Origin of the sequence: Sphingopyxis chilensis, assembly GCF_035930445.1 — a bacterium.
GTDB lineage: Bacteria > Pseudomonadota > Alphaproteobacteria > Sphingomonadales > Sphingomonadaceae > Sphingopyxis > Sphingopyxis chilensis.
This window is the reverse complement of sequence record NZ_CP142394.1, coordinates 1955084-1981374: the sequence shown is the minus strand read 5'-3', so window position 1 is coordinate 1981374 and position 26291 is coordinate 1955084. Positions and strand designations below refer to the sequence as shown.

23 protein-coding genes and 1 tRNA gene are annotated in these 26291 nt (G+C 65.4%); 9 read left to right on the top strand and 15 right to left on the bottom strand.

The features are described from left to right. Position 1: 1 nt before the first annotated feature. The 3 genes from cysK to VSX79_RS08955 all read right to left on the bottom strand — a co-directional run bounded on the left by cysK (position 2) and on the right by VSX79_RS08955 (position 3047). Entirely contained in the window at positions 2-922 is a 921-nt protein-coding gene (cysK, locus tag VSX79_RS08965) for a cysteine synthase A (protein WP_179496155.1), read from the bottom strand. Beyond that, the gene (locus VSX79_RS08960) at positions 919-1587 is read right to left on the bottom strand and encodes an RBBP9/YdeN family alpha/beta hydrolase (RefSeq protein WP_326913165.1); all 669 of its coding nucleotides are present in this window, start codon (positions 1585-1587) and stop codon (positions 919-921) included. The genes cysK and VSX79_RS08960 overlap by 4 nt, the downstream gene beginning before the upstream one ends. Positions 1588-1736: 149 nt before the next feature. After that, positions 1737-3047: an MFS transporter gene (locus VSX79_RS08955; protein WP_257018115.1), complete on the bottom strand. Its 1311-nt coding sequence runs from the start codon at positions 3045-3047 to the stop codon at positions 1737-1739. Positions 3048-3175: 128 nt separating this feature from the next. Between VSX79_RS08955 and VSX79_RS08950 the strand changes: the two genes are divergently transcribed. Then, positions 3176-4897, top strand: coding sequence for a DUF885 domain-containing protein (locus VSX79_RS08950; protein WP_179496159.1), 1722 nt, complete (start codon positions 3176-3178; stop codon positions 4895-4897). Between the two features lie 63 nt (positions 4898-4960). Here VSX79_RS08950 and VSX79_RS08945 read toward each other — a convergent pair whose 3' ends face one another. Further along, positions 4961-6262, bottom strand: a complete 1302-nt coding sequence (locus VSX79_RS08945) for an RsmB/NOP family class I SAM-dependent RNA methyltransferase (protein ID WP_179496161.1) — start codon at positions 6260-6262, stop codon at positions 4961-4963. Between the two features lie 56 nt (positions 6263-6318). On the opposite strand from VSX79_RS08945, the gene VSX79_RS08940 reads away from it, so the two are divergent. Beyond that, a complete protein-coding gene (locus VSX79_RS08940) occupies positions 6319-6528 on the top strand; it encodes a DUF1674 domain-containing protein (RefSeq protein ID WP_179496163.1) in 210 nt (69 codons plus the stop codon). Between the two features lie 59 nt (positions 6529-6587). On the opposite strand, the gene VSX79_RS08935 is transcribed toward VSX79_RS08940, so the two are convergent. Beyond that, positions 6588-7367, bottom strand: a complete 780-nt coding sequence (locus tag VSX79_RS08935; protein ID WP_179496165.1) for a SapC family protein — start codon at positions 7365-7367, stop codon at positions 6588-6590. Between the two features lie 50 nt (positions 7368-7417). Then, positions 7418-8884 (bottom strand): FAD-binding oxidoreductase, encoded by a 1467-nt coding sequence (locus VSX79_RS08930; protein ID WP_326915204.1) that lies wholly within the window; start codon positions 8882-8884, stop codon positions 7418-7420. 90 nt (positions 8885-8974) lie between these two features. Between VSX79_RS08930 and VSX79_RS08925 the strand changes: the two genes are divergently transcribed. Beyond that, positions 8975-9601, top strand: coding sequence for a hypothetical protein (locus VSX79_RS08925; protein WP_326915203.1), 627 nt, complete (start codon positions 8975-8977; stop codon positions 9599-9601). Between the two features lie 113 nt (positions 9602-9714). Further along, the gene (locus VSX79_RS08920; RefSeq protein ID WP_179496169.1) at positions 9715-11076 is read left to right on the top strand and encodes a DEAD/DEAH box helicase; all 1362 of its coding nucleotides are present in this window, start codon (positions 9715-9717) and stop codon (positions 11074-11076) included. Positions 11077-11183: 107 nt separating this feature from the next. Here VSX79_RS08920 and VSX79_RS08915 read toward each other — a convergent pair whose 3' ends face one another. Then, a complete protein-coding gene (locus tag VSX79_RS08915) occupies positions 11184-12197 on the bottom strand; it encodes an NADP-dependent oxidoreductase (RefSeq protein ID WP_326915202.1) in 1014 nt (337 codons plus the stop codon). Positions 12198-12296: 99 nt separating this feature from the next. Between VSX79_RS08915 and VSX79_RS08910 the strand changes: the two genes are divergently transcribed. Then, a tRNA-Ala gene (locus tag VSX79_RS08910) sits at positions 12297-12372 on the top strand. Positions 12373-12480: 108 nt separating this feature from the next. Here VSX79_RS08910 and VSX79_RS08905 read toward each other — a convergent pair. From VSX79_RS08905 to VSX79_RS08885, 5 genes are all read right to left on the bottom strand, one after another. Continuing rightward, positions 12481-13644, bottom strand: coding sequence for an acyl-CoA dehydrogenase family protein (locus VSX79_RS08905; RefSeq protein WP_179496173.1), 1164 nt, complete (start codon positions 13642-13644; stop codon positions 12481-12483). A gap of 20 nt (positions 13645-13664) precedes the next feature. Continuing rightward, entirely contained in the window at positions 13665-14714 is a 1050-nt protein-coding gene (locus VSX79_RS08900; protein ID WP_257018117.1) for an aspartyl/asparaginyl beta-hydroxylase domain-containing protein, read from the bottom strand. A gap of 50 nt (positions 14715-14764) precedes the next feature. After that, positions 14765-15691, bottom strand: coding sequence for a DUF4349 domain-containing protein (locus VSX79_RS08895; RefSeq protein ID WP_326915201.1), 927 nt, complete (start codon positions 15689-15691; stop codon positions 14765-14767). A 72-nt stretch (positions 15692-15763) separates the two neighbouring features. Further along, complete coding sequence (locus VSX79_RS08890) at positions 15764-18076, bottom strand: ATP-dependent helicase (RefSeq protein WP_326915200.1); 2313 nt, start codon at positions 18074-18076, stop codon at positions 15764-15766. Between the two features lie 10 nt (positions 18077-18086). Then, positions 18087-18968, bottom strand: coding sequence for a Rossmann-like and DUF2520 domain-containing protein (locus VSX79_RS08885; RefSeq protein WP_326915199.1), 882 nt, complete (start codon positions 18966-18968; stop codon positions 18087-18089). Between the two features lie 196 nt (positions 18969-19164). On the opposite strand from VSX79_RS08885, the gene VSX79_RS08880 reads away from it, so the two are divergent. Next, positions 19165-19713: a septal ring lytic transglycosylase RlpA family protein gene (locus VSX79_RS08880; protein WP_326915198.1), complete on the top strand. Its 549-nt coding sequence runs from the start codon at positions 19165-19167 to the stop codon at positions 19711-19713. Positions 19714-19796: 83 nt separating this feature from the next. Next, on the top strand, positions 19797-21062 hold the full coding sequence (locus tag VSX79_RS08875; protein WP_326915241.1) for an MFS transporter: 1266 nt from the start codon (positions 19797-19799) through the stop codon (positions 21060-21062). Here VSX79_RS08875 and rsmD read toward each other — a convergent pair. Then, the gene (gene rsmD, locus VSX79_RS08870; protein WP_326915197.1) at positions 21049-21591 is read right to left on the bottom strand and encodes a 16S rRNA (guanine(966)-N(2))-methyltransferase RsmD; all 543 of its coding nucleotides are present in this window, start codon (positions 21589-21591) and stop codon (positions 21049-21051) included. The two genes, VSX79_RS08875 and rsmD, sit on opposite strands and share 14 nt — an antisense overlap. Before the next feature lies 1 nt (position 21592). Further along, complete coding sequence (locus VSX79_RS08865; RefSeq protein ID WP_179496186.1) at positions 21593-22438, bottom strand: pseudouridine synthase; 846 nt, start codon at positions 22436-22438, stop codon at positions 21593-21595. Between the two features lie 156 nt (positions 22439-22594). Between VSX79_RS08865 and VSX79_RS08860 the strand changes: the two genes are divergently transcribed. Continuing rightward, complete coding sequence (locus VSX79_RS08860) at positions 22595-23032, top strand: response regulator (protein ID WP_179496188.1); 438 nt, start codon at positions 22595-22597, stop codon at positions 23030-23032. Positions 23033-23157: 125 nt separating this feature from the next. After that, positions 23158-24867: an AmpG family muropeptide MFS transporter gene (locus VSX79_RS08855; protein ID WP_326915196.1), complete on the top strand. Its 1710-nt coding sequence runs from the start codon at positions 23158-23160 to the stop codon at positions 24865-24867. Here the strand turns inward: VSX79_RS08855 and VSX79_RS08850 are convergent. Beyond that, positions 24839-26155 (bottom strand): bifunctional folylpolyglutamate synthase/dihydrofolate synthase, encoded by a 1317-nt coding sequence (locus VSX79_RS08850; protein ID WP_326915195.1) that lies wholly within the window; start codon positions 26153-26155, stop codon positions 24839-24841. The two genes, VSX79_RS08855 and VSX79_RS08850, sit on opposite strands and share 29 nt — an antisense overlap. Positions 26156-26291 lie beyond the last annotated feature (136 nt).

The window sequence follows — 26291 nt, the reverse complement described above, 5'->3', positions numbered from 1 at the left end:
GTCAGATTTCCGGGAGGAAATCGGGTACCGACAGGTAGCGCTCGCCGGTGTCGTAGTTAAAGCCGAGCACACGGGTGCCGGGCGGCAGCTCGGCCAGCTTCTGTGCGATGGCGGCGAGTGTCGCGCCCGACGAAATGCCCACGAGCATGCCTTCCTCGGTCGCGGCGCGCCGCGCATAGTCCTTTGCCGCGCCAGCGTCGACCTTGATCACCCCGTCGAGCAGGTCGGTATGCAGGTTGCGCGGGATGAATCCGGCGCCGATACCCTGGATCGGGTGCGGCGCGGGCTGGCCGCCGGAGATCACCGGCGACGCTTCGGGTTCGACGGCATAGACCTTGAGGTTTGGCCAATGCTCTTTGAGAAACTGCGCGGTGCCGGTGATATGGCCGCCGGTGCCGACGCCCGTGATCAGCACGTCGATCGGGCTGTCCTTGAAGTCGGCGAGGATTTCGGGGCCCGTCGTGCGGACGTGGACGTCGATATTGGCTTCATTTTCGAACTGCTGTGGCATCCATGCGCCGGGCGTCGTTTCGACCAGCTCGATCGCACGCTCGATCGCGCCCTTCATGCCCTTTTCGCGCGGCGTGAGGTCGAAGGTCGCGCCATAGGCGAGCATCAGCCGGCGGCGCTCGACCGACATGCTTTCGGGCATGACGAGGATCAGTTTGTAGCCTTTGACCGCGGCCGCCATCGCGAGGCCGATGCCGGTGTTACCCGACGTCGGCTCGACAATGGTGCCGCCGGCTTTCAGGCTGCCGTCGCGCTCCGCCGCTTCGATCATCGCGAGGCCGATCCGGTCCTTGATCGATCCGCCCGGATTGCTGCGTTCCGACTTTATCCAGACCTCGGCGCCCGGAAACAGCTTGGTCATACGGATGTGCGGCGTGTTCCCGATGGTATCGAGGATCGAATTGGCTTTCATGATCGGTGCGCTCTTTCCTTGAATTCGAACCGCGGGTCGCGGCGGACGCGATTTAGCCAGTCCCCGGCGCGTAGCCAGAGTGCCTCATCCGCCAAGGCCGGCGTCGGCGCGGGTTGTAACGAGGCGAGGAGATACTGTCCATAAGGCCAGTCTCCGATCTCCGAGTCCGCATTGATATGACCGAACGGCCCGGCATTGACGAAACGCGCGTCCCACTGCCGGGCGAGCCGCCACACATGCGCGGCCTTGGCATAGGGATCGTTATCGCTGGCGACGACGGTCATCGGCACGCGCGACGTGAAGCCGGACGCGCCGGCAAAGCTTTGCACGCCATGTTTGTGTCGCAGTCGGCCAAGGTCGGGCGGCGCGACGAGCAGCGCGCCGGTGATGCGCGTCCGCGTCACCGCGCTGGCGCCGGCGAACCAGTGGGCAAAAGCGTGGCAGCCGAGGCTGTGCGCGGCGACGAGCACAGGTTCGCTCTCGACCTCGATCGCGGCCGCGATGCGGCGCACCCATTCGTCCTTGTCGGGATTGTCCCAGCTGCCGAGTTCGATTCGCTCGCTATCCGGGAATTTATGCTCCCACAGGCTCTGCCAGTGGGTGGGGCCGCTGTTGTGAAGGCCCGGAATCGTCAGGATTTTATATCGGATCGTCGCACTGTGCATGACGGTTTCTCCATTGAGGGGGCAAGGGGAACCGCGGTGACGGGTGCATATGAGATAATTCAACCAAATAAATAGACAATTGCTTTGTGATGAATCGGCGCTGTTTTCCGACGAGGCGAAGCGAGCCCTCCGGCGGCTACGGAAATGCGTCAGTTGGTCTGTTTGAACTGCGGCTCGAATGTTTTGGCGCGGCGCAGTTCGGGAAAGATCCAGGCCCAAAGCGCCGTTACGCCAACCGCGGCAGCGCCGCCGACGACCACGGCGCTGATCGGGCCGAGCGCGGCGGCCATCGCGCCCGCGCGCATCTCGCCGAGCTCGTTCGAGGCCGAAATGGCGAGCCCGGATGCGGCGCTGACGCGCCCGCGCATGTGGTCGGGCGTGTTGAGCTGGATCAGCGTGCCGCGAACGAACACCGAAAACATGTCGGCGGCACCCATCAGCACGAGCAGCGCGAGCGACAGGATCAGGCTGGTCGAGAGCCCGAAGGCGACCGTCCCGGCGCCGAACACGGCGACCGCCCAGAGCATTTTCACCCCGACATCGCGCTCGATCGGTCGGATGGCGAGGCCCACGGCAACGCCGACCGACCCGAAAGCGACGGCGGCGCGCATCAAGCCCGCGCCCTCCGGTCCGGCGTGCAATATATCGCGCGCGAAGACGGGGAACATCGCGGTAGCCCCCGCGAGCAGCACGGCGAACAGGTCGAGCGTGATCGTGCCCAGAAGGAAGCGCTCGACCCACACGAATTGCAGCCCGTCGACCATTTCGCGCAGCGGATGCCGGCGCACCTCGGCCGGCGGCGGCAGCACGGGGCGCACGCGGCTCAAGGTGAAGGCCGAAATCGCGAGCAGCGCCGCGGCGAAGACATAGACCGACGCCGGGTGCGCGGCATAGATGAGTCCGCCTGCCGCCGGGCCGATCACCGAAGCCGATTGCCAGGCGATGCTGCTCATCGCGATCGCGCGCGGCAGCACGGCGGGCGGCACGATATTGGGCGCGATCGCGCTCATCGCCGGGCCCGAAAAGACGCGGGCTACCCCGTGGAGCGCGGCAAGGCCGAAGAGCAGATTGAGCGTCAGGCCGTCGGTCCAGGTGAACCAGCCGAGCGTGGCCGCGATAAGCAGATCGATCAGGTTCGAGAAGATCGCGACGCTGCGCCGTTCGAAGCGATCGGCCGCCCATCCGGCGACGGGGGTCAGGATCGCGAGCGGGACGAACTGGAACAGCCCGAGCAGTCCGAGCTGGAACGACGCCTCCTTGATCGACATGCCATAGTCGGAGCGCGCGGTGTCATAGAGTTGGTACCCGATCACGACGACCATCGCGATTGTCGCCATTACCGCAGCGAAGCGCGCGAGCCAGAAATAGCGGAAGTCGGGAAAGCTGAGCGGGGAAGGGGCTTTGGGCGTCGCCTCCGGCATCACCGGTTCTTCGCCTTCGGGTGGGGGGATCGTCGCCATCGGTGTTCGCCGTAACCGGCTTTTCGTGCCTGTCCAGACAGCATAGCTTTGCCGTTCGTCGATTTTCGGGTGCCATCGACCTGAGCGGCTGGCAGAAGCGCGGGCACCGGAGTCAGGGAGATCAAGGAATGAATCGCAAATTTGTCCGCTTTGGCGGCGTCGCCATGGCTGCGACGCTGCTCGCGCTCACCGCTTGCAACGCATCCGACAATAAATCCGCAACGGCTCAAAGCGCCAAGTCATGGACCGAATTTCGCGATAGTTTCCTCACCGGCTATTTTCCGCTCAATCCCAATTTCGCGGTCTATCAGGGCAAGCACGAGTTTGACGGGCAATTGCCCGACTGGTCGCCCGAGGGCCTTGAGAAACAGGCGGCCTATCTCGAAAAAACGATCGCTGATGCCAAGGCGTTCGACGGCGAAATGACCGACGCCGAAAAATTCGAGCGCGACTATCTGATCCACGTCGCGCAGGGGCAGCTCTTCTTCCTCCGCGACACCGATTTCGCCCGGAAGAATCCCGCCTTTTATACCGGCGCGCTCGATCCCAACGTCTATATCGCGCGCCCCTATGCCGACGCGACGACCCGGATGAAGGCATTCATCGCCTATGCCGAAAAAGTCCCCGCGGCGGCAGCGCAGATCAAGGCGAATCTCAAGCTCCCGCTCCCCGCGACCTTCGTCAAATATGGCACGGCAGGTTTCGGCGGCTTTGCCGATTATTACAAGGGCGACGCCAAGGCGGCTTTCGCATCGGTCAAGGACGAGGCGCTGCAGAAGCAGTTCGATGATGCGGCCGAAAAGGCCGGCGCGGCGATGTCCGATCTTGCCGAATATGTCGGATCGCAGCCGGGCACGACCGACGGCTATGCGCTGGGCGCCGAGACATTCGCGAAGATGATCCTCACCAACGAGGGCGTCGATACCCCGCTCGCCGAACTCGAGCGCATCGGGCGCGCCGACCTCAAGCGCAACCAGGATGCGCTGAAGGCCGCCTGCGCGACCTATGCCGCGGGGATGACGATCGCCGACTGCATGAAGAAGATGAATGCGGACAAGCCCGAGGGTGGCCCCGTCGCCGAGGCGCGGCGCCAGCTTCCGGTCCTGCGCGCCTTCCTGGTCGAGAAGGATATCGTGACGATCCCCGGCACCGAACAGGCGCAGGTGGAAGAATCGCCGCCGTACAACCGTCAGAATAGTGCCTATATCGACATTCCGGGGCCGTATGAGAAAGGCCTGCCGTCGGTCTATTATATCTCGCCGCCCGATCCGGCGTGGGACAAGGCGACGCAGGATGCCTTCATTCCGGGCAAGAAGGACCTGCTTTTCACTTCGGTCCACGAGGTGTGGCCGGGGCACTTCCTCAACTTCCTCCACTCGAACCGCGCCGAGAGCATCTTCGGCAAGCTGTTCGTGGGCTATGCCTTCGCCGAAGGCTGGGCGCATTATACCGAGGAGATGATGTGGGATGCCGGGCTGGGCGAGGGCGACCTCGAAACCCATATCGGCCAGTTGTCGAACGCGCTGCTGCGCGATTGCCGCTATCTTTCGGCCATCGGGCTGCACACGCAGGGCATGACCGTCGCGGACAGCGAAAAGCTGTTCAAGGAGCAATGCTATCAGGACGAAGGCAACGCCCGGCAACAGGCGGCACGCGGCACTTATGATCCCGCCTATCTCAACTACACGATGGGCAAGCTGATGATCCGCAAGCTGCGCGAGGACTGGACGAAGGGCGACCGGACGAAGTGGAAGGCCTTCCACGACGAATTCCTGTCCTATGGCGGCCCGCCGATCCCGATGGTGCGCGCCGCGATGATGAAGGAAGATACGCCGAAGGCGGTCTTCTAAAAGCTCCGAAAAGGCCGGCTCGCCAACGATTTTGGCGGGCCGCCCTCTTTGCTTGCGTGTCGTTCAGCTCGACGGCGCGCGCAGTCGGGCGACGAAGAATCCGTCAAGACCGCCCGCGTCCGCGAGCACGCCCGGAAGGGTGCGGATGAAGCCGTTGCTGTCAGGCGCAATCGCTTCGGGCAATTCGTCGGCGCGTGCCGGCTCGATGGTCCATCCGGCGTGATGATCGAGGAAGGCCGACACCTGATCCTCGCCTTCGTCTGCCTCGAGCGAGCAGGTCGCGTAGATCAGCGTCCCGCCCGGTTTGACCCAGAAGGCCGCGCGCGCCAGTAGTTCGGCCTGCAGCGCCGACATTTCCGCGATCTGGCGGGGCTCGATGCGGTGCAGGACGTCGGGATGGCGGCGGAAGATGCCGGTCGCCGAGCAAGGCGCGTCGAGCAATACCGCGTCGGCCTGACCCTCGGGCGCCCACGACCGGATATCCCCTTGGACGACGTCCGCCGACAGGCCGGTCCGTTCCATGTTTGTGCGGAGCCGTTCGAGTCTTTTCGCGCTCGAGTCTACCGCGACGACTTCCCAGCCTGCAGCCGCGAGTTGCATCGTCTTCCCGCCGGGCGCGGCACAAAGGTCGAGAACGGTTCGGCCCTCGCCGGCGCCAAGCAGGCGTGCGGGCAGGCTCGCTGCCAGATCCTGTACCCACCAGCCGCCTTCGGCATAGCCCGGCATCGCCTCGACCGCCTGTCCACGCGGCAGGCGGCGATGGCGCGGCGCAAGGGAAACCGCATCGGGCCATTCGTCGGCGCCCGGTTCGGCGGCGAAGCTGAGGTCGATCGGCGGCGGGACGCTCCAGCTCGCTTCGGCGGCCTCGACCGTCGTCAGGCTCCATTGCTCGGCCCATCGTTCGGCGGTGGGCAGGGGAAGGGTGGCGCGTTCGGGTAGCCGCCATTCCTCCTGCTGCGCGCGCGACAGGATCGCGTGGACCAGCCGTCGCGGCCCGCCATCGACGAGCGGCAGGGCGGTCGATACGACCGCATGGCCGGGACTTTTCAGCACCAGCAACTGCGCAAGCGCGATCCGCAGCACGGCGCGCGACTTGACGTCATCGGGAAGAATCTGCGCCGTGGCGCCGTCGATCAGCGCGTCGATGTCGACCATCCAGCGCATCGTTTCGGAAGCGATCGCGACGGCGAACGCGCGGTCGGCGCCGGCCAGGCCCTGCGCCGCTGCGTGCATCGCAACGTCGAGCGGATCGCCGCGGCGCAGGATCGCGTCGATGAGGCGAAGCGCGGCGCGGCGCGGCGCCATGCCGGGGGGATCGGCTTCGCCCGCTTGCCGGCGACGCCGTGGGGGACGGCGATCGGTCATGAAGGGGCTACGACTTGCTTGGCGTGGCGCATCGGAAATCCTATAGGGGCAGGGCCATGAACGACAGCAGCCCGAACCCGACCATCGGCGGAACGCCGCGCGCTGTAAAGCGCCCCGCCCATGTCAAAGCGCCTGCGGGCTGGACGAACAGTGCGGTTCCGGCTCCCAAGCCCATCGTCGAGGACATGGCCGAGGACCAGCCGGGCGGGCGCAATCCGGTGCGCTATGGCGATTGGGAGTTGAAAGGCGTCGCCGTGGATTTTTGACCGCCGCGACCCTGTGACCGCCCCCGCGAGAATGCAGGGGCGGCCCTATATGCCCGTGCTCAGGCTGCGGGTAGTTCGGTGTTGAGCGGCATCTTGCCGCTCTTGACCTGCTCAGCGAACACTTCGCGCATCAGCTGCAGCGAGAAGAGGTGCGCGAAGATCAGGCCGAGGATGCCGTTCTGCATCAGCTTGCGCAGCACGTCGCCGCGCAGCTCGCGCAGCTTGTTCTCGTCGACCATCTGGAAGCCGCGATAGACATAGGGCTTGTCATTGCCTTCCTGCTGGATCGAGACTTCGCCGTCCATCAGGAGGTCGGCCTTTTTCAGCTCCTCCATGAACATGCCCGTGCGCTGGCCGGCTTCTTCGAAATTCTTGCAGAATTCCAGTACGGCCTTGACCTGGTCCGACGGCTGCCCGTCGACGAACAGCACGTCGCCTTCGTCGAACTTGCCGAGCGCGCCCGAGGTCGGGTCGAAGCACAGCGACAGCTCTTCCGTATTGGGCTGAAGCTTGGCGAGCAGGAAGGGGTAGCGGCGGATATAGGCTGGGACATACACCGGGTTGACCAGCTTGCCCTCGTCGTCGACGAAGGTGTTGATCCCTTCGTTGAGGCCCATCAGCGCGAGCGGAACGGGATTGTCGCCCGCCGAAAAGACGATCGGGAAAAAGCGGCAGGCCGAGACGAATTCGTCCGAGGTCAGCGGGATCGCATGCTGGCCAACCAGGAATTCGGCGCTATCGAGCGGGCGGGCGCGGAAATCGGCGTGATCGACGCTCGAAAGCGGGACAAGGTCCTTGTAGAACAGCGGCAGGTTGGCAGGTGCGGGCGCAGTGGCCATGTTTCAACTCCGGTAGGTGCCCGTCGGCGGGACAAAAAAGATACAGCGCCTTATTGGCCCGCGCGGTGCGACGCAAGGGGGCGATCGCCAAGTCCGGCGATGAGCTTGCCCGGATTGAGGATGCCCGCCGGATCGAGGCCGGCCTTGATACCGCGCAGCGCCGACAGCCGCGCCGGACTGTCGAGTTCGGCCAATATGTCGCGCTTCATCTGGCCGATGCCATGTTCGGCCGAAATCGAACCGCCAAGCTCGACAACGTGCGAATAGACGAGCCGGCTGACCGCCGCGCCATGCTCGGCGAGCCATACAGCGCCATCGACGCCGGCGGGCGGCTGGACGTGGTGATGCACGTTGCCGTCGCCGAGGTGCCCGAAGGACAAGGCGCGCAAGCCCGGAAAGACGCTTTCCAGCCGTCGCGGGTTTTCGGCGATAAAATCGGGCATCAAGTCGACCGGAACGCTGATATCGTGCTGAAGCGCGGGGCCTTCGGCGCGTTCGGCCTCGGAAATGGAATCGCGAAGCCGCCAGAAATCGTCGCTTTCGCGTTCGCTCTTGGCGATCACGACGTCGCGGATCAGGCCGGTGTCGATCGCCGCCGCCAGTTGCGGATCGAGCGCGTCGCCCAGCGGCCGATCTTGATCGCCCGCCAGTTCCAGCAGGATATGCCAGGGGTGGGGATCGGAAAGCGGCGCGCGCGTCTGGGGAATATGGCGCAGCACGGCGTCAAGGCAGCTTTGCGGGATCAGTTCAAAGCCCTCGAGCGCATCGCCGATCGCGGCATCGAGCCTGCGCAGCAGCAGGAGCGCGTGCTCGGGCGAATCGACGCCGATCCAAGCCGTACGCCGCGCCGCGACCGCGGGGACGAGGTGCAGGCAGGCAGCGGTCACGATACCCAATGTCCCCTCGGCACCGCACAACAGGTGCCGCAGGTCGTAGCCGCGATTATCCTTCTTGAGCGGGGCGAGCCCGTCGAAAATGCTGCCGTCGGGCAGCACGGCCTCGAGTCCCGCGACCAGCGCGCGCATCGTCCCGTGGCGGAGCACCTGCGTTCCGCCCGCGTTCGTCGATACCAGCCCGCCGATCGTCGCCGACCCTTTGCCGCCGAGCGTGAGCGGAAAGCGCAGGCCGTGCGCCAGAACGCCATCGTGGAAGACTTCCAATATCACCCCTGCCTCCGCGACGGCAAGCCGCGCCGCTTCGTCGACATGACGTATGCGGTTCATACGCCGCAGGCTGAGCAGCAGCTGGTCGCCGCTGTCGTCGGGGGTGGCACCGCCAACCATACCGCTGTTGCCGCCCTGGGGAACCAGCGCAACTTGCTCGTCGGCGCACAGGCGGACGATAGCGGACACCTCCTGGGTCGATGCCGGCGACAGCATCGCGGCGGCGCGGCCGTGATATTTGCTGCGCCAGTCGGTCAGCCAGGGCGCGATCGTGCCGGGGTCGGCGCTATAGCCCTTCGGCCCGAGCAACGCCGCGAGCTTATCCAGTAGCGATGCCGATGGCGCGTGCGTCATGCCCTGCAACTCCGGAATTTTCGCGCGCTCCAAGGAATATGGAGCGGCGACAGTTCATTTGATGTTCAATCATCCTCGTTAAAGGGGGCGATGGACGAATCATATCTGTTCGTCCAGCGGGGCATGGACGCGGGAGCCAAGGGTGAGCAGTATCTTCTGTCAGGACGCCAAGGGAGCGGCAGCGCGGCTGTGCTGACCGCGGCGTTCCTATGGTTCGTGGCGGCCGCGCCGACGGCCGACGCGGCGCCCCCCCTGGCGGCGCCCGAGCCGCTGGTGGCGATTTCCGCGCCGACGGTCGATCAGGCTTCGTCTTTCTGGCAGGTGGTGATCGAGCAGCAGCTGATTATCCGCGTTCCGGCCCAGCGTTCGCAGCTCAACAATTTCGCCGCGGAACGGTCGATGCCCCGGCGGGTGAACGAGTTGCCGATCGTCTGGAAAGAAAAAAAGGCGCCCAAATGCGTCGCGATGCGCAACATTATGGGAATGCAGGCGGTCCAGCGCGATAGTATCGACCTGATCACGCGGCAAAAGCAAAGATTGCGCGCGCAGCTCAATCGCGGCTGCCGCGCGCTCGACTTCTATGCCGGCTTTTACATGCAGGGCAGCAAGGATGGCAAACTCTGCGAAGATCGCGACGAGATTCACGCGCGCACCGGCGCGCGGTGCGAGATCGACAAGTTCCGGCTGATGGTCCCGGTTCACGACGACGACGATTGATCGGGTTTTTCTCGGCCTTTCCTTGACTTTTCTCCGCTATTTGCCCAATGGCGCGGCAACGTCCGCCTGCGTGGGAGGCGGCACGCTCCTTTTATTTCCGGACATATCGCCTCATGAATTTTGCCGACCTCGGCCTTTCCGAAGAACTTTTGCGCGCGATCAACGAGTCGGGCTATACCGAACCGACCGCCATTCAGGCGGGTGCGATCCCCTCGGTTCTGATGATGCGCGACATGATCGGCATCGCCCAGACGGGGACAGGCAAGACGGCCTCCTTCGTGTTGCCGATGATCGACATCCTCGCGCACGGCCGCGCCCGCGCGCTGATGCCGCGTTCGCTGATCCTCGAACCGACGCGCGAGCTCGCGGCGCAGGTTGCCGAGAATTTCGAGAAATACGGCAAATATCACAAGCTTTCGATGGCGCTGCTGATTGGCGGCGTGCAGATGGGCGACCAGGTCAAGGCGCTGGAAAAGGGCGTCGATGTCCTGATCGCGACGCCGGGCCGCCTGATGGACCTGTTCGAGCGCGGCAAGATCCTGCTCACCGGCTGCAACCTGCTGGTGATCGACGAGGCGGACCGGATGCTCGACATGGGCTTCATCCCCGACATTGAGAATATCTGCACCAAGCTGCCGGCGAATCGGCAGACGCTGCTCTTCTCGGCGACGATGCCGCCACCGATCAAGAAGCTGGCCGACAAGTTCCTCTCGAACCCGAAGACGATCGAGGTCGCGCGTCCGGCGAGTCGGAACGAGAATATCGAGCAGTTCCTCGTAAAGACGTCGGAACGCGGCAAGCGCGATACGTTGCGCGACCTGATCGAAGCGGAGGAAGTCGGTACCGCGATCATCTTCTGCAACCGCAAGACCACGGTGCGCGAACTGGCGAAATCGCTCCAGCGCTATGGCTACAAGGCGGGCGAGATTCAGGGTGACATGGATCAGTCGAGCCGCACAGCCGAACTCGACCGGTTCAAGGCGGGAACGATCAATATTCTAGTCGCGTCGGACGTTGCGGCACGCGGGCTCGACGTCAAGGGTGTCAGCCACGTCTTCAATTTCGATGCACCGTGGCATCCCGACGATTATGTCCATCGCATCGGCCGCACTGGCCGCGCGGGCGCCCAGGGGCGCGCGTTCACGCTGGTGACGCCATCGGACGACGAGGCGGTCGACAATATCCAGAAGCTGACCGGCTATCAGATTCCGGTGCATGATGGCGGCGCCGGGGGCGCTCCCGTCCCGGCGAGCGAAGGCGACACCGAAGGGCGCGAACCGCGCCGCAGCGGACGGCGCGCGAGCCCGAAAGCGGGGAAGGAGCCGAAGCGCGCTGCCGAAAAGCCGCGCGAGGCACCGAAGAAAGACCCCGAGCGGAAACCGGCGCCGCGGACACGACGTGACGATGACGATGGCCCCGACGATGGCTGGAACGGCCCGATGCCCGATTTCTTGTCGGTGGGTTTCGGCAGCTGAGCTGAAGGGCTCTTCGGTTCGACCTGATGGCGGTTTGGGGTGGGGGAGCGGACGATCCCTATCCCGTCATGGCAGCTATCCGCCGCCAGCTACCACCGCTGGTTATTTTACAACCGAACCAGCATCTTCCCGATATTGCCGCCTGAAAACAGGCCGAGGAAGGCATCTGGCGCCGCCTCGAGCCCTTGGTGGACGGTTTCGCGGATCGTCACCGCGCCGCTGGCGATCAGGCCACCCATGTCGGCGTAGAATTCTTCCATGCAGTCGATGAACTGGTCGGTGTAGATGAAGCCTTCCAAGCGGATGCGCGCGGGGATGGTGCGGATGAGATATTTCATCTCCTGGGGCTTCGCGTCATTATAGGCGTCGATCATCCCGCAGATCGCGAAGCGCGCAAAATCATTCGCGGTCGCAAATGCCGCGTCGAGATGTTCGCCACCGACATTGTCGAAATAAACGTCGATGCCCGATTTGCCGAGCCGTTCGAGCGCGGCGGCCAGCTGAGCCAACACCGGACCCGCCTTGTAATCGACCACCGCATCGGCGCCGAGTTCGGTCACCCAGCCGCATTTTTCCGCGCCGCCGGCCGAGCCGACGACCGTCATCTCGCGCGCCTTGGCGATCTGGACTACTGCCGAACCGACCGCGCCCGCGGCCGCCGAGACGAAGACGGTATCGCCGGGTTTCGCCGCCGCGACGCGCAGCAGGCCAATCCAGGCCGTACCGCCCGTCAATCCCATATTGTGCAGGAAGGTCTGCGGCGGCAGGCCTGCGGCAAGCAGGTCGGCGGGCAGCTTGTTGGGCATCATGTCGAGACCGATGATGCCGCCTTCGCGCCAGCCGCCCATGTGGAGGATGAGGTCGCCGGGGGCAAAGCCCTCGATCCGGCTTTCGACGACTTCGCCGATCGCGCCGCCGGTCATCGGCTGGTCCAGCTGGAAACTCGCCGCATAGCTTTTGGCGTCATTCATCCGCCCGCGCATATAGGGGTCGACCGAGAGCCAGAGGTTGCGCAAGCGAAGCTGGTCTTTTTCGAGAGCAGCCTCAGGAAGGTCACGGAGCGCGAAATTGTCGATCGTCGGCAGTCCCTGCGGACGACCGGTCAGGTGCCAGGCTTTCATCGGAATCCCCCCATTCCTCAAAAAAACTTCGCGGCGACGACAAAGCTCAGAAAAGCCGTTGCCACTGCCGGACAGTGCCGTTAAGACCCCGCCGGTCGCGGGGCCGTAGCTCAGATGGGAGAGCGCTGCAATCGCACTGCAGAGGTCAGGGGTTCGATTCCCCTCGGCTCCACCAGCGACTTCCTCCCGTTTCGTCGGCACCGGCCCGCTTCCCCACCCGGCCTCCCCGATGATGGCAGCCTATGGGAGGCCGGGTGGGGGAGCGGGCCGGTGCCGTTAGCCCTTAACCGACATAATCCCGAATCATATTCTTTGCGATCACTAGCTGCTGGATCTGTGTCGTCCCTTCATAAATGCGGTAAATGCGGCAGTCGCGATAGAAGCGTTCGGCCAGATATTCCTTGAGATAGCCGGCGCCGCCGTGAATCTGGACGACGCGATCGGCGACGCGTCCGCACATTTCGCTGGCGAACATCTTGGTCGCCGCCGCCTCGACCAATATCTTCTCGCCCCGATCGGCGCGCGCGCAGGCGTCGTTCAGCATGCAGTCGGCGGCATAGATTTCGGCCTTGCTGTCGGCGAGCATCGCCTGGATCAGCTGGAAATTGGCGATGGGTTCGCCGAATGCCTTGCGCTCCATCGCATATTGAAGGCCGACGTCGAGCATACGTTTGGCATAGCCGACGCTCGCTGCGGCGACCGACAGGCGGCCGTTGTCGAGGCTCTGCATCGCCGCGCGGAAGCCGATGCCTTCCTCGCCGCCGAGCAGCGCATCGCCATCGACATGCACATCCTCGAGGATCACGTCGGCGATCTGCGATCCCGCCTGACCCATCTTGCCATCGGGCTTGCCGATCGACACACCCGGCGCGTCGCGGGGGACGAGGAAGGCGCTGACATGCGCATTCTTGGGCAGCGCCTCCGCATTGGTGCGCGCCATGACGAGGATGACGTCGGCGAAGGGTGCGTTGGTGATGTAGCGCTTGGTGCCGTTCAGGACGTAGCCGTTGCCGTCGCGCACCGCGCGCGTCTTCATCGCCGCGCTGTCCGACCCGCTGTCGGGCTCCGTAAGCCCAAAGGCCGCGATCGCGCCGCCCGCGAGGCGGGGCAGCCAATGCGCCTTTTGCTGGTCGGTGCCGAAACCGACGATCGATTTGCACACCATCCCGATGTTGATCGAAACGATCGAGCGGTAGGCGGGCGAGGCATAGGCGAGTTCGCGGATGAAGCCGACATATTGGCCGACGTTCATGCCCGCGCCGCCAAACTCCTCGGGCATCGTCACGCCGAACAGTCCCATCTCGCGCATTTCGGCAAGGATATCGTCGGGGACGCGGCCGAGCTCTTCGAGCTGGTTTTCGGCCGGGATCAGCCGCTCGCGGACATAGCGTCGCAGCTGCTCGATGAAGGCTTCGTAGATATCGGCGTCCATGCCCGGATTGATCATCGTCTTCCTGTCCCCTTGGTCTATTGTTCGCCATATGTGTCGATCGCCGCGAAGATACGCGTCAATTGTTCGCGCTCGTCGGCATCGATATCGGGACGCCAGATTTCGAACAGCAGGATGGTGCGGTCACTGGTTCCGCGGTTCCACGCCTCATGCTCGAAACTGTCGTCGAAAATCAGAAGCTCCCCTTCGCGCCAGCTGCGCGTTTCGGCGCCGACGCGCAGGCCACAGTCGTCGGGCACGATCAGCGGCAGATGGCAGATAAGCCGCGTGTTGAGCATGCCGTGGTGCGGCTGGATATGCGTGCCGGGGGTGAGGCGCGAAAAGAGCGCGATCGGCGCGCGCCCGGGGATCACGGGTTGCGGCGCGAGTTCCAGCGCGGCGAGGGCGGCGGGGCAAAGCGCCGCCATGCCGTCGGCGACCGCGCCATCCTTCCAGAGCCATGCCGCGCCCCAGCCGGGCTTGTCGAGCAGCGGGTTGTTCGGCGGCGGCCGGTCGGGGCTGGCGGTAACATAGGGACCGAACGGATCGGCCGCGCCGTCAACCATCGCCAGCAGCTCGGCGCGGATCGCGTCGGTCGCGGCCTCGACCGCATCGACCCAGCCGAAATCGGACCGTTCGAAAAAGGGTCGTTGGGCGAGACCGGGAAAATAGAACATGCTCGGCTGTTGCACATAGAGCGGTTGCTCGCCGGCGAGCATCCTGAGCGCTTCGGCTACACGCGGCGTGGCGTTTCCGGTGTCGATACCCGCACCGCGCAACTGGCCGAGCAGATGATCGGCAAAGGCGCGGTCGGTCTCCGCGAGGAATTGCTCGGCGCGCTGGAGGCCCGGGTGAAGTGACGGCGGAACGCCGCGCGCCTGCGCCGCGGTGCCCAGCGCGAGGCGGTAATAGCTGCCCGCCGCGCGATCGTCGGCAAGGCGGCGCTTGAGCTCCGCCATCGCGAGCAATGCGGGGATATTGCCGCGGTCGGCGCGGATCGTGGCGTCGAGTATGGCCGTTTCGGCGGCAACGTCGCCGCGGCGGTGCGCGTCGCGCGCCTGATCCAGCCATGTCGTCTGCCCCGTCATGGCCTTTGCCATAACGGGGCGCCGGACCTTTGCAAGCGCGCGCCCGGGTCTCAGTCGACCGGCGGCGCCGGCGCGGTGGCAGTTTTGGAGGCTCCGCGCAGCCATTTCCGGATCGCGAGCGCGGCCGCCGTGCGCCATCCCGCGAGCAGTAACAGGAATAGCGCGGCCCATGGCAGAACCGCCGCCCCGACGACGAGGAGGAACGACAGCATCACGCTGCCGCTACGGATCAGCATGTTCAGCGCGTCGCTGAACGGATTGCCGTAACCGATGCCCGGCAGCCCGCCGGTGCTGACATAGTCGAACTGCATCGGCGTGGTCGCAAGCATCGCTTCGCCGGCGCGGCGCGTATCGCGCTCGCCGTCGAGCTGCCGCCGCATCGCGGAAATTTGTTGCTGCAATTCGGTGCGCTCGCGGTCGCCGAGGCCGCCTTGCTTCAGCCGCGCCTCCAGCCGGGCGATTTCGGCACCGATATCGGCGCTGCGGCGCTGTGATTCGCCGATCTGCGTTCCTACATCCTCGCCACTGATTCGCGCCTCCGCCAGCACCCCTTCCGCCTTTTCGACGCTGCCGATCGCGTCGCGCCCGAACTTGCGCGCGATGGCGGGGTCGAGCTTGAACAGCAGCTGCGCCTCCACTTCATCTTCGCGGACGAGGCGATAGGTCATGCCGGTGATGCGGCAGCGCGTGGTGCCGAGGGCTTCGCATGCGGCGGCATGTTCCTCTTGCATCTTTGCAATGCGATTGTCGTCGAGGCGGAAGGCATAGGCGTAGTTGAAGGCGACCCCGGGCGCCGATGTGACTGCGACGTTGGGCGGGCGCATCGCGGCTGGCGCCGGGATTGCCTGCGTCGACGCCGTTTCGGCGGCGTCGCCGGGTGCCATGTCATAGGCGGGAGCATCGAGCGGTTCGGCGGGTTTTTCCGAACAGCCGACCAGGGCGAGCGCCATCGCGCCCGCTAAGAGCTTGGTTTTCATGAAATCTCTCCCAACATGCGACTCGGATCACATGTGATTTCATATCATAATTGATTGAGTAGACAATATGGATCAGGCGAGCTTTACGAAACTGTCGAGAACCCGCTTGCTGCCAGCCTGATCGAATTCGACTTCGAGCTTGTTGCCGTCGATATCGATGATTTCGCCGTAACCGAACTTCTCATGGAAAACGCGCATTCCGATCGCGAGATCCGATCGCGCCTTGGCGCCGACCGAGGCGGCGGGTCCCCGCTCGGAGGGGGCAGGGGCGCGGGTGGCGGTCGTGGAGATTGCTAGCGCGCGCTGCCATGCCGGGCCGCGCGTCATCGTGCGGGCCGGCTGACGCTCGGCGACATGCGCGAAGGGATCGCCCTGTGCCGACCAGTTGGCTCGCCACAGGCTCTGCCCGCCGCCGAAACTGTTTTCGCTATCGACATGCTCGGGCGGGATTTCGCCGATGAAGCGGCTGGGGATGCTGCTCATCCACTGGCCATAGATGCGGCGGTTGGCGGCGTGATAGATGCTCGCGCGCTGGCGGGCGCGGGTGATCGCGACATAGGCGAGGCGGCGTTCTTCCTCGAGGCTCGCAGTGCCGCCTTCGTCCATCGACCGCTGCGACGGGAACACGCCATCCTCCCACCCTGCGAGGAAGACATGATCGAATTCGAGGCCCTTCGCCGCGTGGATCGTCATGATCGTCACCGTCTCGGTCTGGTCGTCATTGTCGCGGTCCATGACGAGGCTGACATGCTCGAGAAAGGCTTCGAGCGATTCATATTCTTCCATCGCGCGAACGAGTTCGGAGAGATTTTCGAGCCGCCCCGCGGCATCGGCGCTGCGATCGGCCTGCAGCATCGCCGTATAGCCCGATTCGTCGAGGATGAGCTGGGTGAGCTCGGGATGCGGCAGCGCGTTCGCCTTGCCCTGCCAGTTCCGCATCACCGCGATGAAATTGGCGAGCTGGCGGCGCGCCTGCGGGGTCAGCTCGTCGGTTTCGGTGATCCGCGACGCGGCTTGAAACAGCGGCACGCGCTCGGCCCGCGCGAACTGGTGGATCCGCGCGAGCGCCTTGTCACCGAGCCCGCGCTTCGGAACGTTGACGATGCGTTCGAACGCCAGGTCGTCGGCGCTCGACTGGATGAGCCGGAGATAGGCGAGCGCATCGCGGATTTCGGCGCGCTCATAAAAGCGGAAACCGCCGACGATGCGGTACGGCATTCCGATCGCGATGAAACGGTCCTCGAACTCGCGCGTCTGGAACTGCGCACGGACAAGGATCGCGGCGCGATCGAGACTGACCTTGCGATGCTGGAGCGTCTCCAGCTCCTCGCCGATCCGCCGCGCTTCCTCGGGCCCGTCCCACACGCCGACCACCCGAACCTTGTCGCCCGCGTCGAGCTCGGTCCACAGCGTCTTGCCGAGGCGGCCGCTGTTCTGCGCGATCAGCGCCGACGCGGCAGCAAGTATCTGCGGCGTCGAGCGATAATTCTGTTCGAGGCGGATCACCGTCGCGCCGGGGAAGTCCTTTTCGAAGCGCAGGATGTTCGCGACCTCGGCGCCGCGCCACGAATAGATCGACTGGTCGTCGTCGCCGACGCAGCAGATATTCTTGCGCGCCTGCGCGAGCAGGCGGAGCCAGAGATACTGGCTGGCGTTGGTGTCCTGATATTCGTCGACGAGGACATATTTGAAACGCTGCTGATATTGCTCCAGCACGTCGCGGTGCGTCTTCAGGATCACGAGCATGTGGAGCAAGAGGTCGCCGAAATCGCAGGCGTTGAGCGTCTTCAGCCGCGCCTGATAGAGTGCGTAGAAATGCTGCCCCTTGCCGTCGGCATAGGCTTCCTTGTCGGACGCATCGAGATCGGCGGGCGTGAGCCCGCGATTCTTCCATTTGTCGATCAGCCCGGCGAGTTGGCGTGCGGGCCAGCGCTTCTCGTCGAGCCCTTCGGCCTGGATAAGCTGTTTCAGCACGCGCAGCTGGTCGTCGGTGTCGAGGATCGTGAAATTGCTCTGCAGCCCGACGAGCTCGGCGTGGCGGCGCAGCATCTTCGCCGCGATGCTGTGAAAGGTGCCGAGCCAGGGCATACCCTCGACCGCGTCGCCGATCATCCGCCCGATGCGCTCGCGCATCTCGCGCGCGGCCTTGTTGGTAAAGGTCACCGCGAGGATTTCGGACGGCCATGCCCGCCGCGTCGCGATAATATGCGCGAGGCGCGCGGTGAGCGCGGCGGTTTTGCCCGTGCCCGCCCCCGCGAGCATCAGCACGGGGCCTTCGGTGGTCAGCACCGCCTGCCGCTGCGGACCGTTCAAGCCTTGCAGATAGGGTGGGTCCGACGGGTCGGGTGGGGGCAGGTCGGGCAGCGAGGCGGGGGTATCGTTCACGCGCGAACGATTAGGGAACAGCGAGCAGGCTGTCCAGTGCGGTGAGGCGGGCCGGTGGCGTGCTTCCGTGTCGTTTCAATTCGCCGAGCGTTGCCCGTGCCATCGCGCGATAGGCGGGCAAAAGGTCGGGGCTCTGCACCCGGAGCGTTTCGAGATGCCCGCCGATCGTGTGCGCGTCGCCGCGCAGTAACGGCCCCGACAATCCCGCGAAACCCAGGGCGAGGCTGTTTTCGAGCGCGGCGCGTACAAGCGGAGCAAGCAGAGCGGGGGGATCATCGACCCCCGCATCCTCCAATGCGCTCGCTGCGCCCGTGATCAGCGTCACGAGATGGTTCGACGCATGGCAGAGCGCCGCATGATAGAGTGCCCGCCGGTCCTCGGCGATTTCGACCGCGATGCCGCCGAACAGCGCGACGATGCGTTGGGCTTGTCCGGTGGCCTCGCTCGTCGAGCCGGTGATCGCGAAGCGCGCGCCGGTCATGCGCCGCACCTCGGCCTGCGGGTCGCCGGTGAAGGTCATTGCCGGGTGGATCGCGGCGGTCCGGGCGCCGATGAGGCGAAGCGGTTCCAGGATCGCCGCGCCGCTTCGCCCGCTGACGTGAAAGATCATGACGCTGCGATCCGCCGGCAGCGCCGCCGCGATACCCGGCACGATTTTTTCCAGCGCATCGTCGGCGACGGCGACCGCGACGACGTCGCATTCGGCGATCAGGCGGTCGAGGTCGGGTTCCGCAAGGGCGCCGACGCCCTCCGCCGCGCCGCCCGCCTTTTCGGGTGAGCGACCCCACATCATCGGCGATGCGCTCGCATGTGGTCCCAGCGCAAGAGCAAGCGCCTGCGCGACCCGGCCTGCGCCGACAATACCGGGCTGCTGAAAACGAAAGTCGGTCATACGCGCCGTTGTAACGTGCGGGTAAGTGTTTCGCCAACGGAACGTCAGTTTTCGACCGGAAGTTGACATTCGTCTCCCCTCCCGCTTGCGGGAGGGGAGAAGGTCAACGTCCGCTCACCACCCCACAAGGCCGCCATTCACGCTTTATCTCGTCGTGTGCCGCATCTACGGTCCCGCGATGCAGCGAAATCCCACAATGAAACTGGCCGGAACGACACTGGCCGTTCTCGCTCTCTCCGCCTGTGCTGGCGGCAATTACCGTCCCGTTGCCGATGCGCCGGTGCGGATCGGGCCCGCCTATACGATCCGCGGTACGACCTATGTACCTGCCGCCGCGCCCGCCTATGACGCGCTCGGCTATGCGAGCTGGTACGGCAGCGAGTCGGGGAATCGCACCGCCAATGGCGAGAAGTTCCGGCCCGGCTGGATCACGGCAGCGCATACGACATTGCCGCTGCCGACCTATGTCGAGGTGACCGCGCTCGACAGCGGGCGGCGGATCATTGTCCGCGTCAATGATCGCGGGCCCTTCGCGCTCGGCCGGATCATCGACCTGTCGAGCGGTGCGGCCGAGCAACTCGGCATGAAGGCGCAGGGGCATGCGCCGGTGCGCGTGCGACGCGTCGAACCATCGGAGAAGGATCGCGAACGCCTGCGCAAGGGCAAGCCCGCAGCGTCGCTGTCGAGGGTTCCCGAGCGTGAATTGCTGCGTCTGCGCGCGCAACTTGCGCCGCGAGGCCGCTGACGCTTCGCATTCCCGCTTGCGCCGGAGAGGGCGCGCGCCCAAAGCGTCGCCGACAGCAATGGGGAGGGGCATCGGCCGTGGATCTGGCACCCTATCGGCAACATCGCCGTATCCTGACCGCGAGCCTCGTCGGCACCGCGGTCGAATTCTATGATTTCTATATCTATGGAACCGCGGCGGCGCTCGTGTTCGGGCCGCTCTTCTTTCCTGAAAGCTCGGCTTCGGCGCAGCTGATGTACAGCTTCATGACCTTCGGGCTCGCCTTTTTCGCGCGGCCCGTGGGGGCGATCGTCTTCGGCCATTATGGCGACCGGATCGGGCGCAAGTCGACGCTGGTGGCCTCGCTGATGCTGATGGGCGCCTCGACCTTGCTCATCGCCTTCCTGCCGACCTATGCGATGGTGGGCTGGGTGGCGCCGCTGCTGCTGTGCATCCTGCGCTTTGGACAGGGCTTCGGTCTCGGCGGCGAGTGGGGCGGCGCGGCATTGCTCGCGGTCGAGAATGCGCCGCCGGGATGGAAATCGCGTTTCGGCATGTTTCCGCAATTGGGCGCCCCTGTCGGCTTCATCGCCGCGAATGGCCTGTTCCTGCTACTGGGCCTGGGGCTGAGCGATCCCGACTTCGCCGCGTGGGGCTGGCGCATCCCGTTCCTGCTGTCGGCGGTGCTCGTCGGGCTTGGCTTGTGGGTGCGATTGAAGATCGGCGAGACACCGGCCTTCGCCAAGGCTGTCGCCGAGGAGGCACCGGTCGCGGTGCCGCTTGGGGAGCTGTTTCGGCACCATCTGGTTGCGACGCTTGCGGGAACCTTCGCCGTCGTCGCCTGCTTCGCGATCTTCTATCTCGCGACGAGCTTTGCGCTCGCGCACGGGACAACGGCGCTCGGCTATCCGAAGGAGCAATTCCTGTTGATCCAGCTCGGCGCGATCCTGTTCATGGCGATCGGTATAATCGCGGCCGGATACTGGAGCGACGCGTCGAGCGCGCAACGCGTGCTGACCTGGGGATGCGGCGCGACGATCCTGATCGGTTTCCTGTTCGGGCCGTCGCTCGCGTCGGGAAGCTGGTCGCTGATCTTCCTCGGATTGGCCGCGGCGCTGTTCGTGATGGGGCTGGTCTATGGCCCGCTCGGAAGCTGGCTGACCGGGCTCTTCCCGGTGCGCGTTCGTTATACGGGAGCGTCGGTGGCATTCAACGCGGGCGGTATCCTTGGCGGTGCGATGGCGCCGATCGTCGCGCAGGCGCTGGCGGAGCGCGGCGGGACCGAAACGGTGGGCTATTATCTGGCGCTCGCCGGGATCGTGAGCTGGCTGGGCCTCTTGATGGTGCGGCGGATCGCTACGCCAGCCTGAGCAGCGTCAGCTTCGCCTTGCCGACCTTGCGCTCTGCGTCGATTTCAAGGCCGGCGACCTCGACCGCTTCCTTCTCGCCGGTCTCGATCGAGATCCAGCTGTCGGGTCCGATCCAGCCCAGGCGGCCCAGCTTGTCGAGCGCAACGCTGCCGGCGCCGGTGCCATAGGGCGCGTCGAGCAGGAGCAGGTCGTAGCTACGCCGCGCGGGCCCCAGCGCGAGCACGGACCCGGCACGAATGTCGGCGCGCGGCATGGCGCCGAGCGCGCCGAGATTCTTGCGCAGTGCGTCGAGCGCGTCGCGATCCTGTTCGGCGAACAGGCATTGTTCGGCGCCCCGCGACAAAGCCTCGATCCCGAGCGCGCCCGAGCCCGCGAACAGATCGGCGACGTACAGCCCTTCAAAGCTGCCGAGGCGGCTCGCGAGCATCGAGAAAAGCGTTTCGCGCGTGCGGTCGGCGGTGGGCCTCGTGGCGTCGTTCCTGGGCGCGAGCAGCTTGCGGCCGCGCCATTCGCCGGAAATAACGCGCATCCTATTTCATCCGCCGCCGGAACTGGAACAGCTCGTCGCGCGGTACGACCTCGGCCGCGCCCATATCGAGCCCTTCGAGCGTGAACTGGCCGTAGCGCGTGCGTATCAGGCGGCTGACCTGCAGCCCGAAATGTTCGAGCACGCGGCGGACCTCGCGGTTCTTGCCCTCGGTCAGCGTCATTTCGATCCACTGATTGCGACCCGTGCGGCGTTCGAGATTGGCGTCGATCTTGCCATAGCGAACGCCATCGATCTCGATCCCCATCGCCAGCTCCTCAAGCTGCGCCTGGCTGATGTCGCCGAAAGCGCGCGCGCGATAGGTACGCTCGACCCCGCTCGCGGGCAGTTCGAGCTGGCGCTTGAACTCGCCATCGTTGGTGAGCAGCAGCAGCCCCTCGGTATTATAGTCGAGGCGGCCGACGGGCATCAGTCGCGGCAGGCCCTTGGGCAAGAGATCGTAGATCGTCTTGCGGCCCTTGGGATCGCGCGCGGCGGTAAGGCAGCCCGCAGGCTTGTGGAAACGATAGAGGCGCGTCGAAACGGGTTTCGCGACCGGATTGCCATCGACCGTCAAGCCTTCAAGCGTGGAGAGGAGCGGAGCGGGCTGGGCGATGACCTCGCCATTCAGCGCGATGCGGCCTTCCTCGATCATCCGTTCGACGTCGCGCCGCGATCCGACGCCGGCGCGCGCGAGCAGCTTGGCGATGCGCTGCGGCCCTTCCTCCTGCTCTTCGGCCGGCTTGGTCTTGAGCGCCGAAACGGCGCCCCGCGCGGCGCGGCGGCCTTTCGGGGCGTCGCGATCTGCGGCGGAGCGAGGCGTCGAGCGGGGCGGTCGGGGGGGTGGCATCGGAACGGATTTGGCTTTCTTGTCGTTCTCGAAGGAGAATAGTGTTGCGTCGTGAACACGCCCATAGCCGCAAAAGACCCGCTTCGTCGATGGCAAGCAGAAGCGATCTTGCGGGATGACGCGCAGCGAGTCATGGCAATGTCAAAGGGAGTAAACATGCTCTTCGCGTCCCGCCCGACCTGCATCAAGCGGTTGCTGATCATCGAGGATGATCCGCTGACCGCTTTCGACAATGAGCATACGCTGAAGCACGGCGGGTATCAGGTCGTCGCAACGGTCGATTCGGGCGAGGCGGCGGTAGCGGTGATGGCGGCCGAACCGGTCGACGCGCTGGTGCTCGATCTTGGCCTGGCGGGCCACATGACCGGACGTGAAGTCGCGCGGTTGGCGCGCGACCGCGGCATCGCGGTGCTGCTGGTGACCGGACAATGCCCCGCCGACGCAAGCGAGATCGCGATGGCATGCCTCGGCAAGCCGCACAGCGCTTCGGCGCTGATTTCGGCGCTGAAGGCGCTCGAAACGATGATTTGCAAGAATGAGGCGCCGCGCAAGGTGAGCGGCCTGACGACCTACTGGCGCCCCGCCACCGCATGAGATGCGGCGAGCCGACAGGGCGGGGCGGATCGGCGGCGATTTAGCCGCTTCCAATTTGCCCCCGAGGCTTTAGGCCGTTGCTACAATCGGCGATGACCGATCGGCACGCGGCAAAGGGGAATATCATGTCGACAAATGCGGCGATGCCGGCACCGAAGGGCTGGCGCGACAGTTTGCGCCCCTATCTCGAGCCCGCGCCGCTTGCCGCCCTGTTCCTCGGCATATCGTCGGGTTTCCCGTTCGCAATGATCGGCGCGACGCTGACGACGCGCCTCGCGCAGGACGGCATCGAGAAATCGTCGGTCACGGCTTTCGCGCTGACCTTCCTGGCGTATAACCTCAAATGGGCGTGGGCGCCGGCGATCGACCGCTTCCGTATCCCGATCCTCGGCCGAATCGGCCAGCGGCGGTCGTGGCTGATCCTCGTCGGCGCGCTGGTCTTCCTCGCGGTCACGGTGCTGGGCAACCTCGACCCCAAGGCGTCGCTCGCGGTCGTGGCGCTGGCCGCGATCTCGGTGGGACTGGCTGGCGCGACCTTCGATATCGTTATCGACGCCTATCGCATCGAACTGCTCGCGCCCGAGCAGTTGGGGACCGGATCTGGGATGTCGCAATATGGCTGGCGCATTGGCGCCGCGGTGGCGGGCGCAATGGCCCTGGTCGTTGCCGAACGCGCGGGCTGGGGTGTCGCCTACATGGTGTGCGCGGCGCTGGTCCTGCCCGCGATCATCACCGGGCTGGTGATGGGCGAACCCGAACGCAAGATCGAGCGTCATTGGCCGGCCTATCTGTCGCGCGCCTATTATGCGATCTTCATCCTCAGTTTCCCGATCGCCTTCCTCGTCGCGCGGCAGGTCGATCAATGGCTCGATGTCGACATCCTCACGCTGATGGTGCTCGTCGGCTATCTGTTCCCGCTGTTCGACCTCTCCGCCCGCCGCGCGCGCGATATCGGATGGAGCGGACAGGTGAACTGGATCATCGCGCTGCCCGCGCTGGCGCTCGTCGCGGTGCTGGCGACCGATTGGGGCACGATCGCCGCCTATGTCGGCGCGACGCTGCTCGGCGTCGTGCTGGCCGTCGGCGCGCTCGTTATCGCAGCGCTGGTCGCCCTGCCGACCAGGTCACGCGAAGGCCAGGCGCCCGACAAGGGCGCGGTCGGGCCGCTCGCGGAGTTTTTCTCGCGCGAGGGGGCGATCCTGATCCTCTTCTTCCTGCTGCTCCACAAGATCGGCGACACGCTCGCCAATCTGACCTTCCGCCTGTTGTTCGAGGATCTGGGCTATACCAACGACGAGATTGCCTTCTACGACGTCGGTCTCGGCTTCTGGGCGCTGCTCGCCGGGGTGTTCGTCGGCGGTATCATCTATGCCCGGTTCGGCATGAAGCGGTCGGTGCTGCTCAGCCTTGTCCTGATGGCGATTTCGAATTTCAGCTTTGCCGGCCTGGCCGCCGCCGGACACAGCAATTGGGGCATGGCCGGTGCGATCGGGTTCGAGAATTTCGCGAGCGGGATCGGCGGCGTCTGTGTCGTCGCCTATCTGTCGGCGCTCGCCGACCTGCGCTTCACCGCGACCCATTTCGCGCTTTTCTCTGCCGCGGCGAGCATCCTCGGGCGCTTCCTGACCGGGACCAGCGCGGGCAAGCTGATCGAACAGTTCGGCTATGTCGATTTTTACCTGCTGACGACCGCGCTCGCGGTGCCGGGCATTCTGATCTTCTGGTGGATGATGCGCTCGGGGCTGGTCGATCGCTCGATCGGAACGGCGGGCGAGGTCGAGATACCCGAGGCGTCGCCTCAGGCCGTCAGTCCGGAAACTGCCGGTTCGCGCTGAGCACTTCGCCGGCGAGATAAAGCGAACCGGCAATCAGGACGATATCGCTTGCCGGATCGACGTCGAGGCCGCGCAGCGCTTCGGCGACCGACATGGCGGCTTTTGCCCCGGCGCCGAAGGCTTCGGCGCCATGATGCTCGTGCCCCGGAACGGGAACGGCGGTCAGGCTCGCGAGGCGATCGGCCAGCGGCGCGACGATCGCGGCGGGGTCCTTGTTCGCGAGCATGCCGGTGATCAGGTGGATGCGCCGCGCCTCGCCCGCGAACTGGCGCGCCAGCGCAAGGCCCGCGTCGACATTGTGCGCGCCGTCGAGCCAGATTTCCGTGTTGTCAGGAAGCAGGTCGGTGAGCGGGCCCGAGTCCAGACGCTGCATCCGGCCCGGCCAGAAGGCTTCCGCGACACCCCGCGCGATCGCGTCGTCGCTCGGCTGTGGACCGGGCGCGAGGCGCAGCATCGCGATGGCAAGCCCCGCGTTGCGCATCTGGTGCGCGCCCGCCATGCGTGACCGCAGTATCCGGTCGACCGAGCCCAGTTTCGATGTCCAGCGAAAGCCATTGCCATCGGCCTCGACCGTCCAGCCGTCGCCTTCGGGAAAAAGCGTGGCTCCGACCGAGGCGACCTTGGCGGCGATGGTGCCTTGCACGAGGGACGGATAGGCGAAGGTTGCCACCGGCGTATCGGGTTTGATGATCCCGGCTTTTTCCCACGCGATGCGCGTCGCCGGATCGTCGGGCGTCCCGGCTTCGGACGCGAGCAGGAAGGCTTCGTGGTCGATACCCAGCGAGGCGATGCCGGCGACTGCGGGCGGCGGGATGATGTTGGTCGCGTCGAGACGACCGCCGAGGCCGACCTCGATGATGCAGTCGTCGGCGGGGATGCGCGCAAAGGCGAGGAAGGCGGCGGCGGTGGTGACTTCGAAAAAGCTCGCGTGCAGATCGGTGGCCTCGTCGAGCACCTCCTCGAGCAGCGCCGCGAGCAATGCGTCGTCGATCAGCGTTCCGGCGAGGCGGATACGTTCGTTGAAGCGGACCAAGTGGGGGCTGGTGTAGCTGTGCACCTTGCGCCCCTGTGCTTCGAGGATGGCGCGAAGGTAAGCGCAGGTGGATCCTTTGCCATTCGTGCCTGCGACATGGAAGGTGCGCGGGAGCTGGAGCTGCGGGTTTCCGAGCCGTGTGCAGAGCTCCGCGATGCGTTCGAGCCCGAGGATGTCGCGGCCCGGCGAGAGTCCCGCGAGACGGTCGAGCTGGGTCTGGACGGCAGGGTCGGAGCTGTGGGCGTGGTCGGCCATGGCGAATGGTTCAGCCTATCCAAACACCGTTCGCCCTGAGCTTGTCGAAGGGCCGCATTCTTCTTTTGACGCTGCAAGAAGAGGAACGGTGCTTCGACAAACTCGGTACGAGCGGGGATCGAGAGTATTTTCCTTG

Excerpts from the sequence above, each read along its gene's own strand:
- cysK (WP_179496155.1), bottom strand. The coding sequence starts at position 922 with ATGAAAGCCAATTCGATCCTCGATACCATCGGGAACACGCCGCACATC.
- VSX79_RS08960 (WP_326913165.1), bottom strand. The coding sequence starts at position 1,587 with ATGCACAGTGCGACGATCCGATATAAAATCCTGACGATTCCGGGCCTT.
- VSX79_RS08955 (WP_257018115.1), bottom strand. The coding sequence starts at position 3,047 with ATGGCGACGATCCCCCCACCCGAAGGCGAAGAACCGGTGATGCCGGAG.
- VSX79_RS08950 (WP_179496159.1), top strand. The coding sequence starts at position 3,176 with ATGAATCGCAAATTTGTCCGCTTTGGCGGCGTCGCCATGGCTGCGACG.
- VSX79_RS08945 (WP_179496161.1), bottom strand. The coding sequence starts at position 6,262 with ATGACCGATCGCCGTCCCCCACGGCGTCGCCGGCAAGCGGGCGAAGCC.
- VSX79_RS08940 (WP_179496163.1), top strand. The coding sequence starts at position 6,319 with ATGAACGACAGCAGCCCGAACCCGACCATCGGCGGAACGCCGCGCGCT.
- VSX79_RS08935 (WP_179496165.1), bottom strand. The coding sequence starts at position 7,367 with ATGGCCACTGCGCCCGCACCTGCCAACCTGCCGCTGTTCTACAAGGAC.
- VSX79_RS08930 (WP_326915204.1), bottom strand. The coding sequence starts at position 8,884 with ATGACGCACGCGCCATCGGCATCGCTACTGGATAAGCTCGCGGCGTTG.
- VSX79_RS08925 (WP_326915203.1), top strand. The coding sequence starts at position 8,975 with ATGGACGAATCATATCTGTTCGTCCAGCGGGGCATGGACGCGGGAGCC.
- VSX79_RS08920 (WP_179496169.1), top strand. The coding sequence starts at position 9,715 with ATGAATTTTGCCGACCTCGGCCTTTCCGAAGAACTTTTGCGCGCGATC.
- VSX79_RS08915 (WP_326915202.1), bottom strand. The coding sequence starts at position 12,197 with ATGAAAGCCTGGCACCTGACCGGTCGTCCGCAGGGACTGCCGACGATC.
- VSX79_RS08905 (WP_179496173.1), bottom strand. The coding sequence starts at position 13,644 with ATGATCAATCCGGGCATGGACGCCGATATCTACGAAGCCTTCATCGAG.
- VSX79_RS08900 (WP_257018117.1), bottom strand. The coding sequence starts at position 14,714 with ATGACGGGGCAGACGACATGGCTGGATCAGGCGCGCGACGCGCACCGC.
- VSX79_RS08895 (WP_326915201.1), bottom strand. The coding sequence starts at position 15,691 with ATGAAAACCAAGCTCTTAGCGGGCGCGATGGCGCTCGCCCTGGTCGGC.
- VSX79_RS08885 (WP_326915199.1), bottom strand. The coding sequence starts at position 18,968 with ATGACCGACTTTCGTTTTCAGCAGCCCGGTATTGTCGGCGCAGGCCGG.
- VSX79_RS08880 (WP_326915198.1), top strand. The coding sequence starts at position 19,165 with ATGAAACTGGCCGGAACGACACTGGCCGTTCTCGCTCTCTCCGCCTGT.
- rsmD (WP_326915197.1), bottom strand. The coding sequence starts at position 21,591 with ATGCGCGTTATTTCCGGCGAATGGCGCGGCCGCAAGCTGCTCGCGCCC.
- VSX79_RS08865 (WP_179496186.1), bottom strand. The coding sequence starts at position 22,438 with ATGCCACCCCCCCGACCGCCCCGCTCGACGCCTCGCTCCGCCGCAGAT.
- VSX79_RS08860 (WP_179496188.1), top strand. The coding sequence starts at position 22,595 with ATGCTCTTCGCGTCCCGCCCGACCTGCATCAAGCGGTTGCTGATCATC.
- VSX79_RS08855 (WP_326915196.1), top strand. The coding sequence starts at position 23,158 with ATGTCGACAAATGCGGCGATGCCGGCACCGAAGGGCTGGCGCGACAGT.
- VSX79_RS08850 (WP_326915195.1), bottom strand. The coding sequence starts at position 26,155 with ATGGCCGACCACGCCCACAGCTCCGACCCTGCCGTCCAGACCCAGCTC.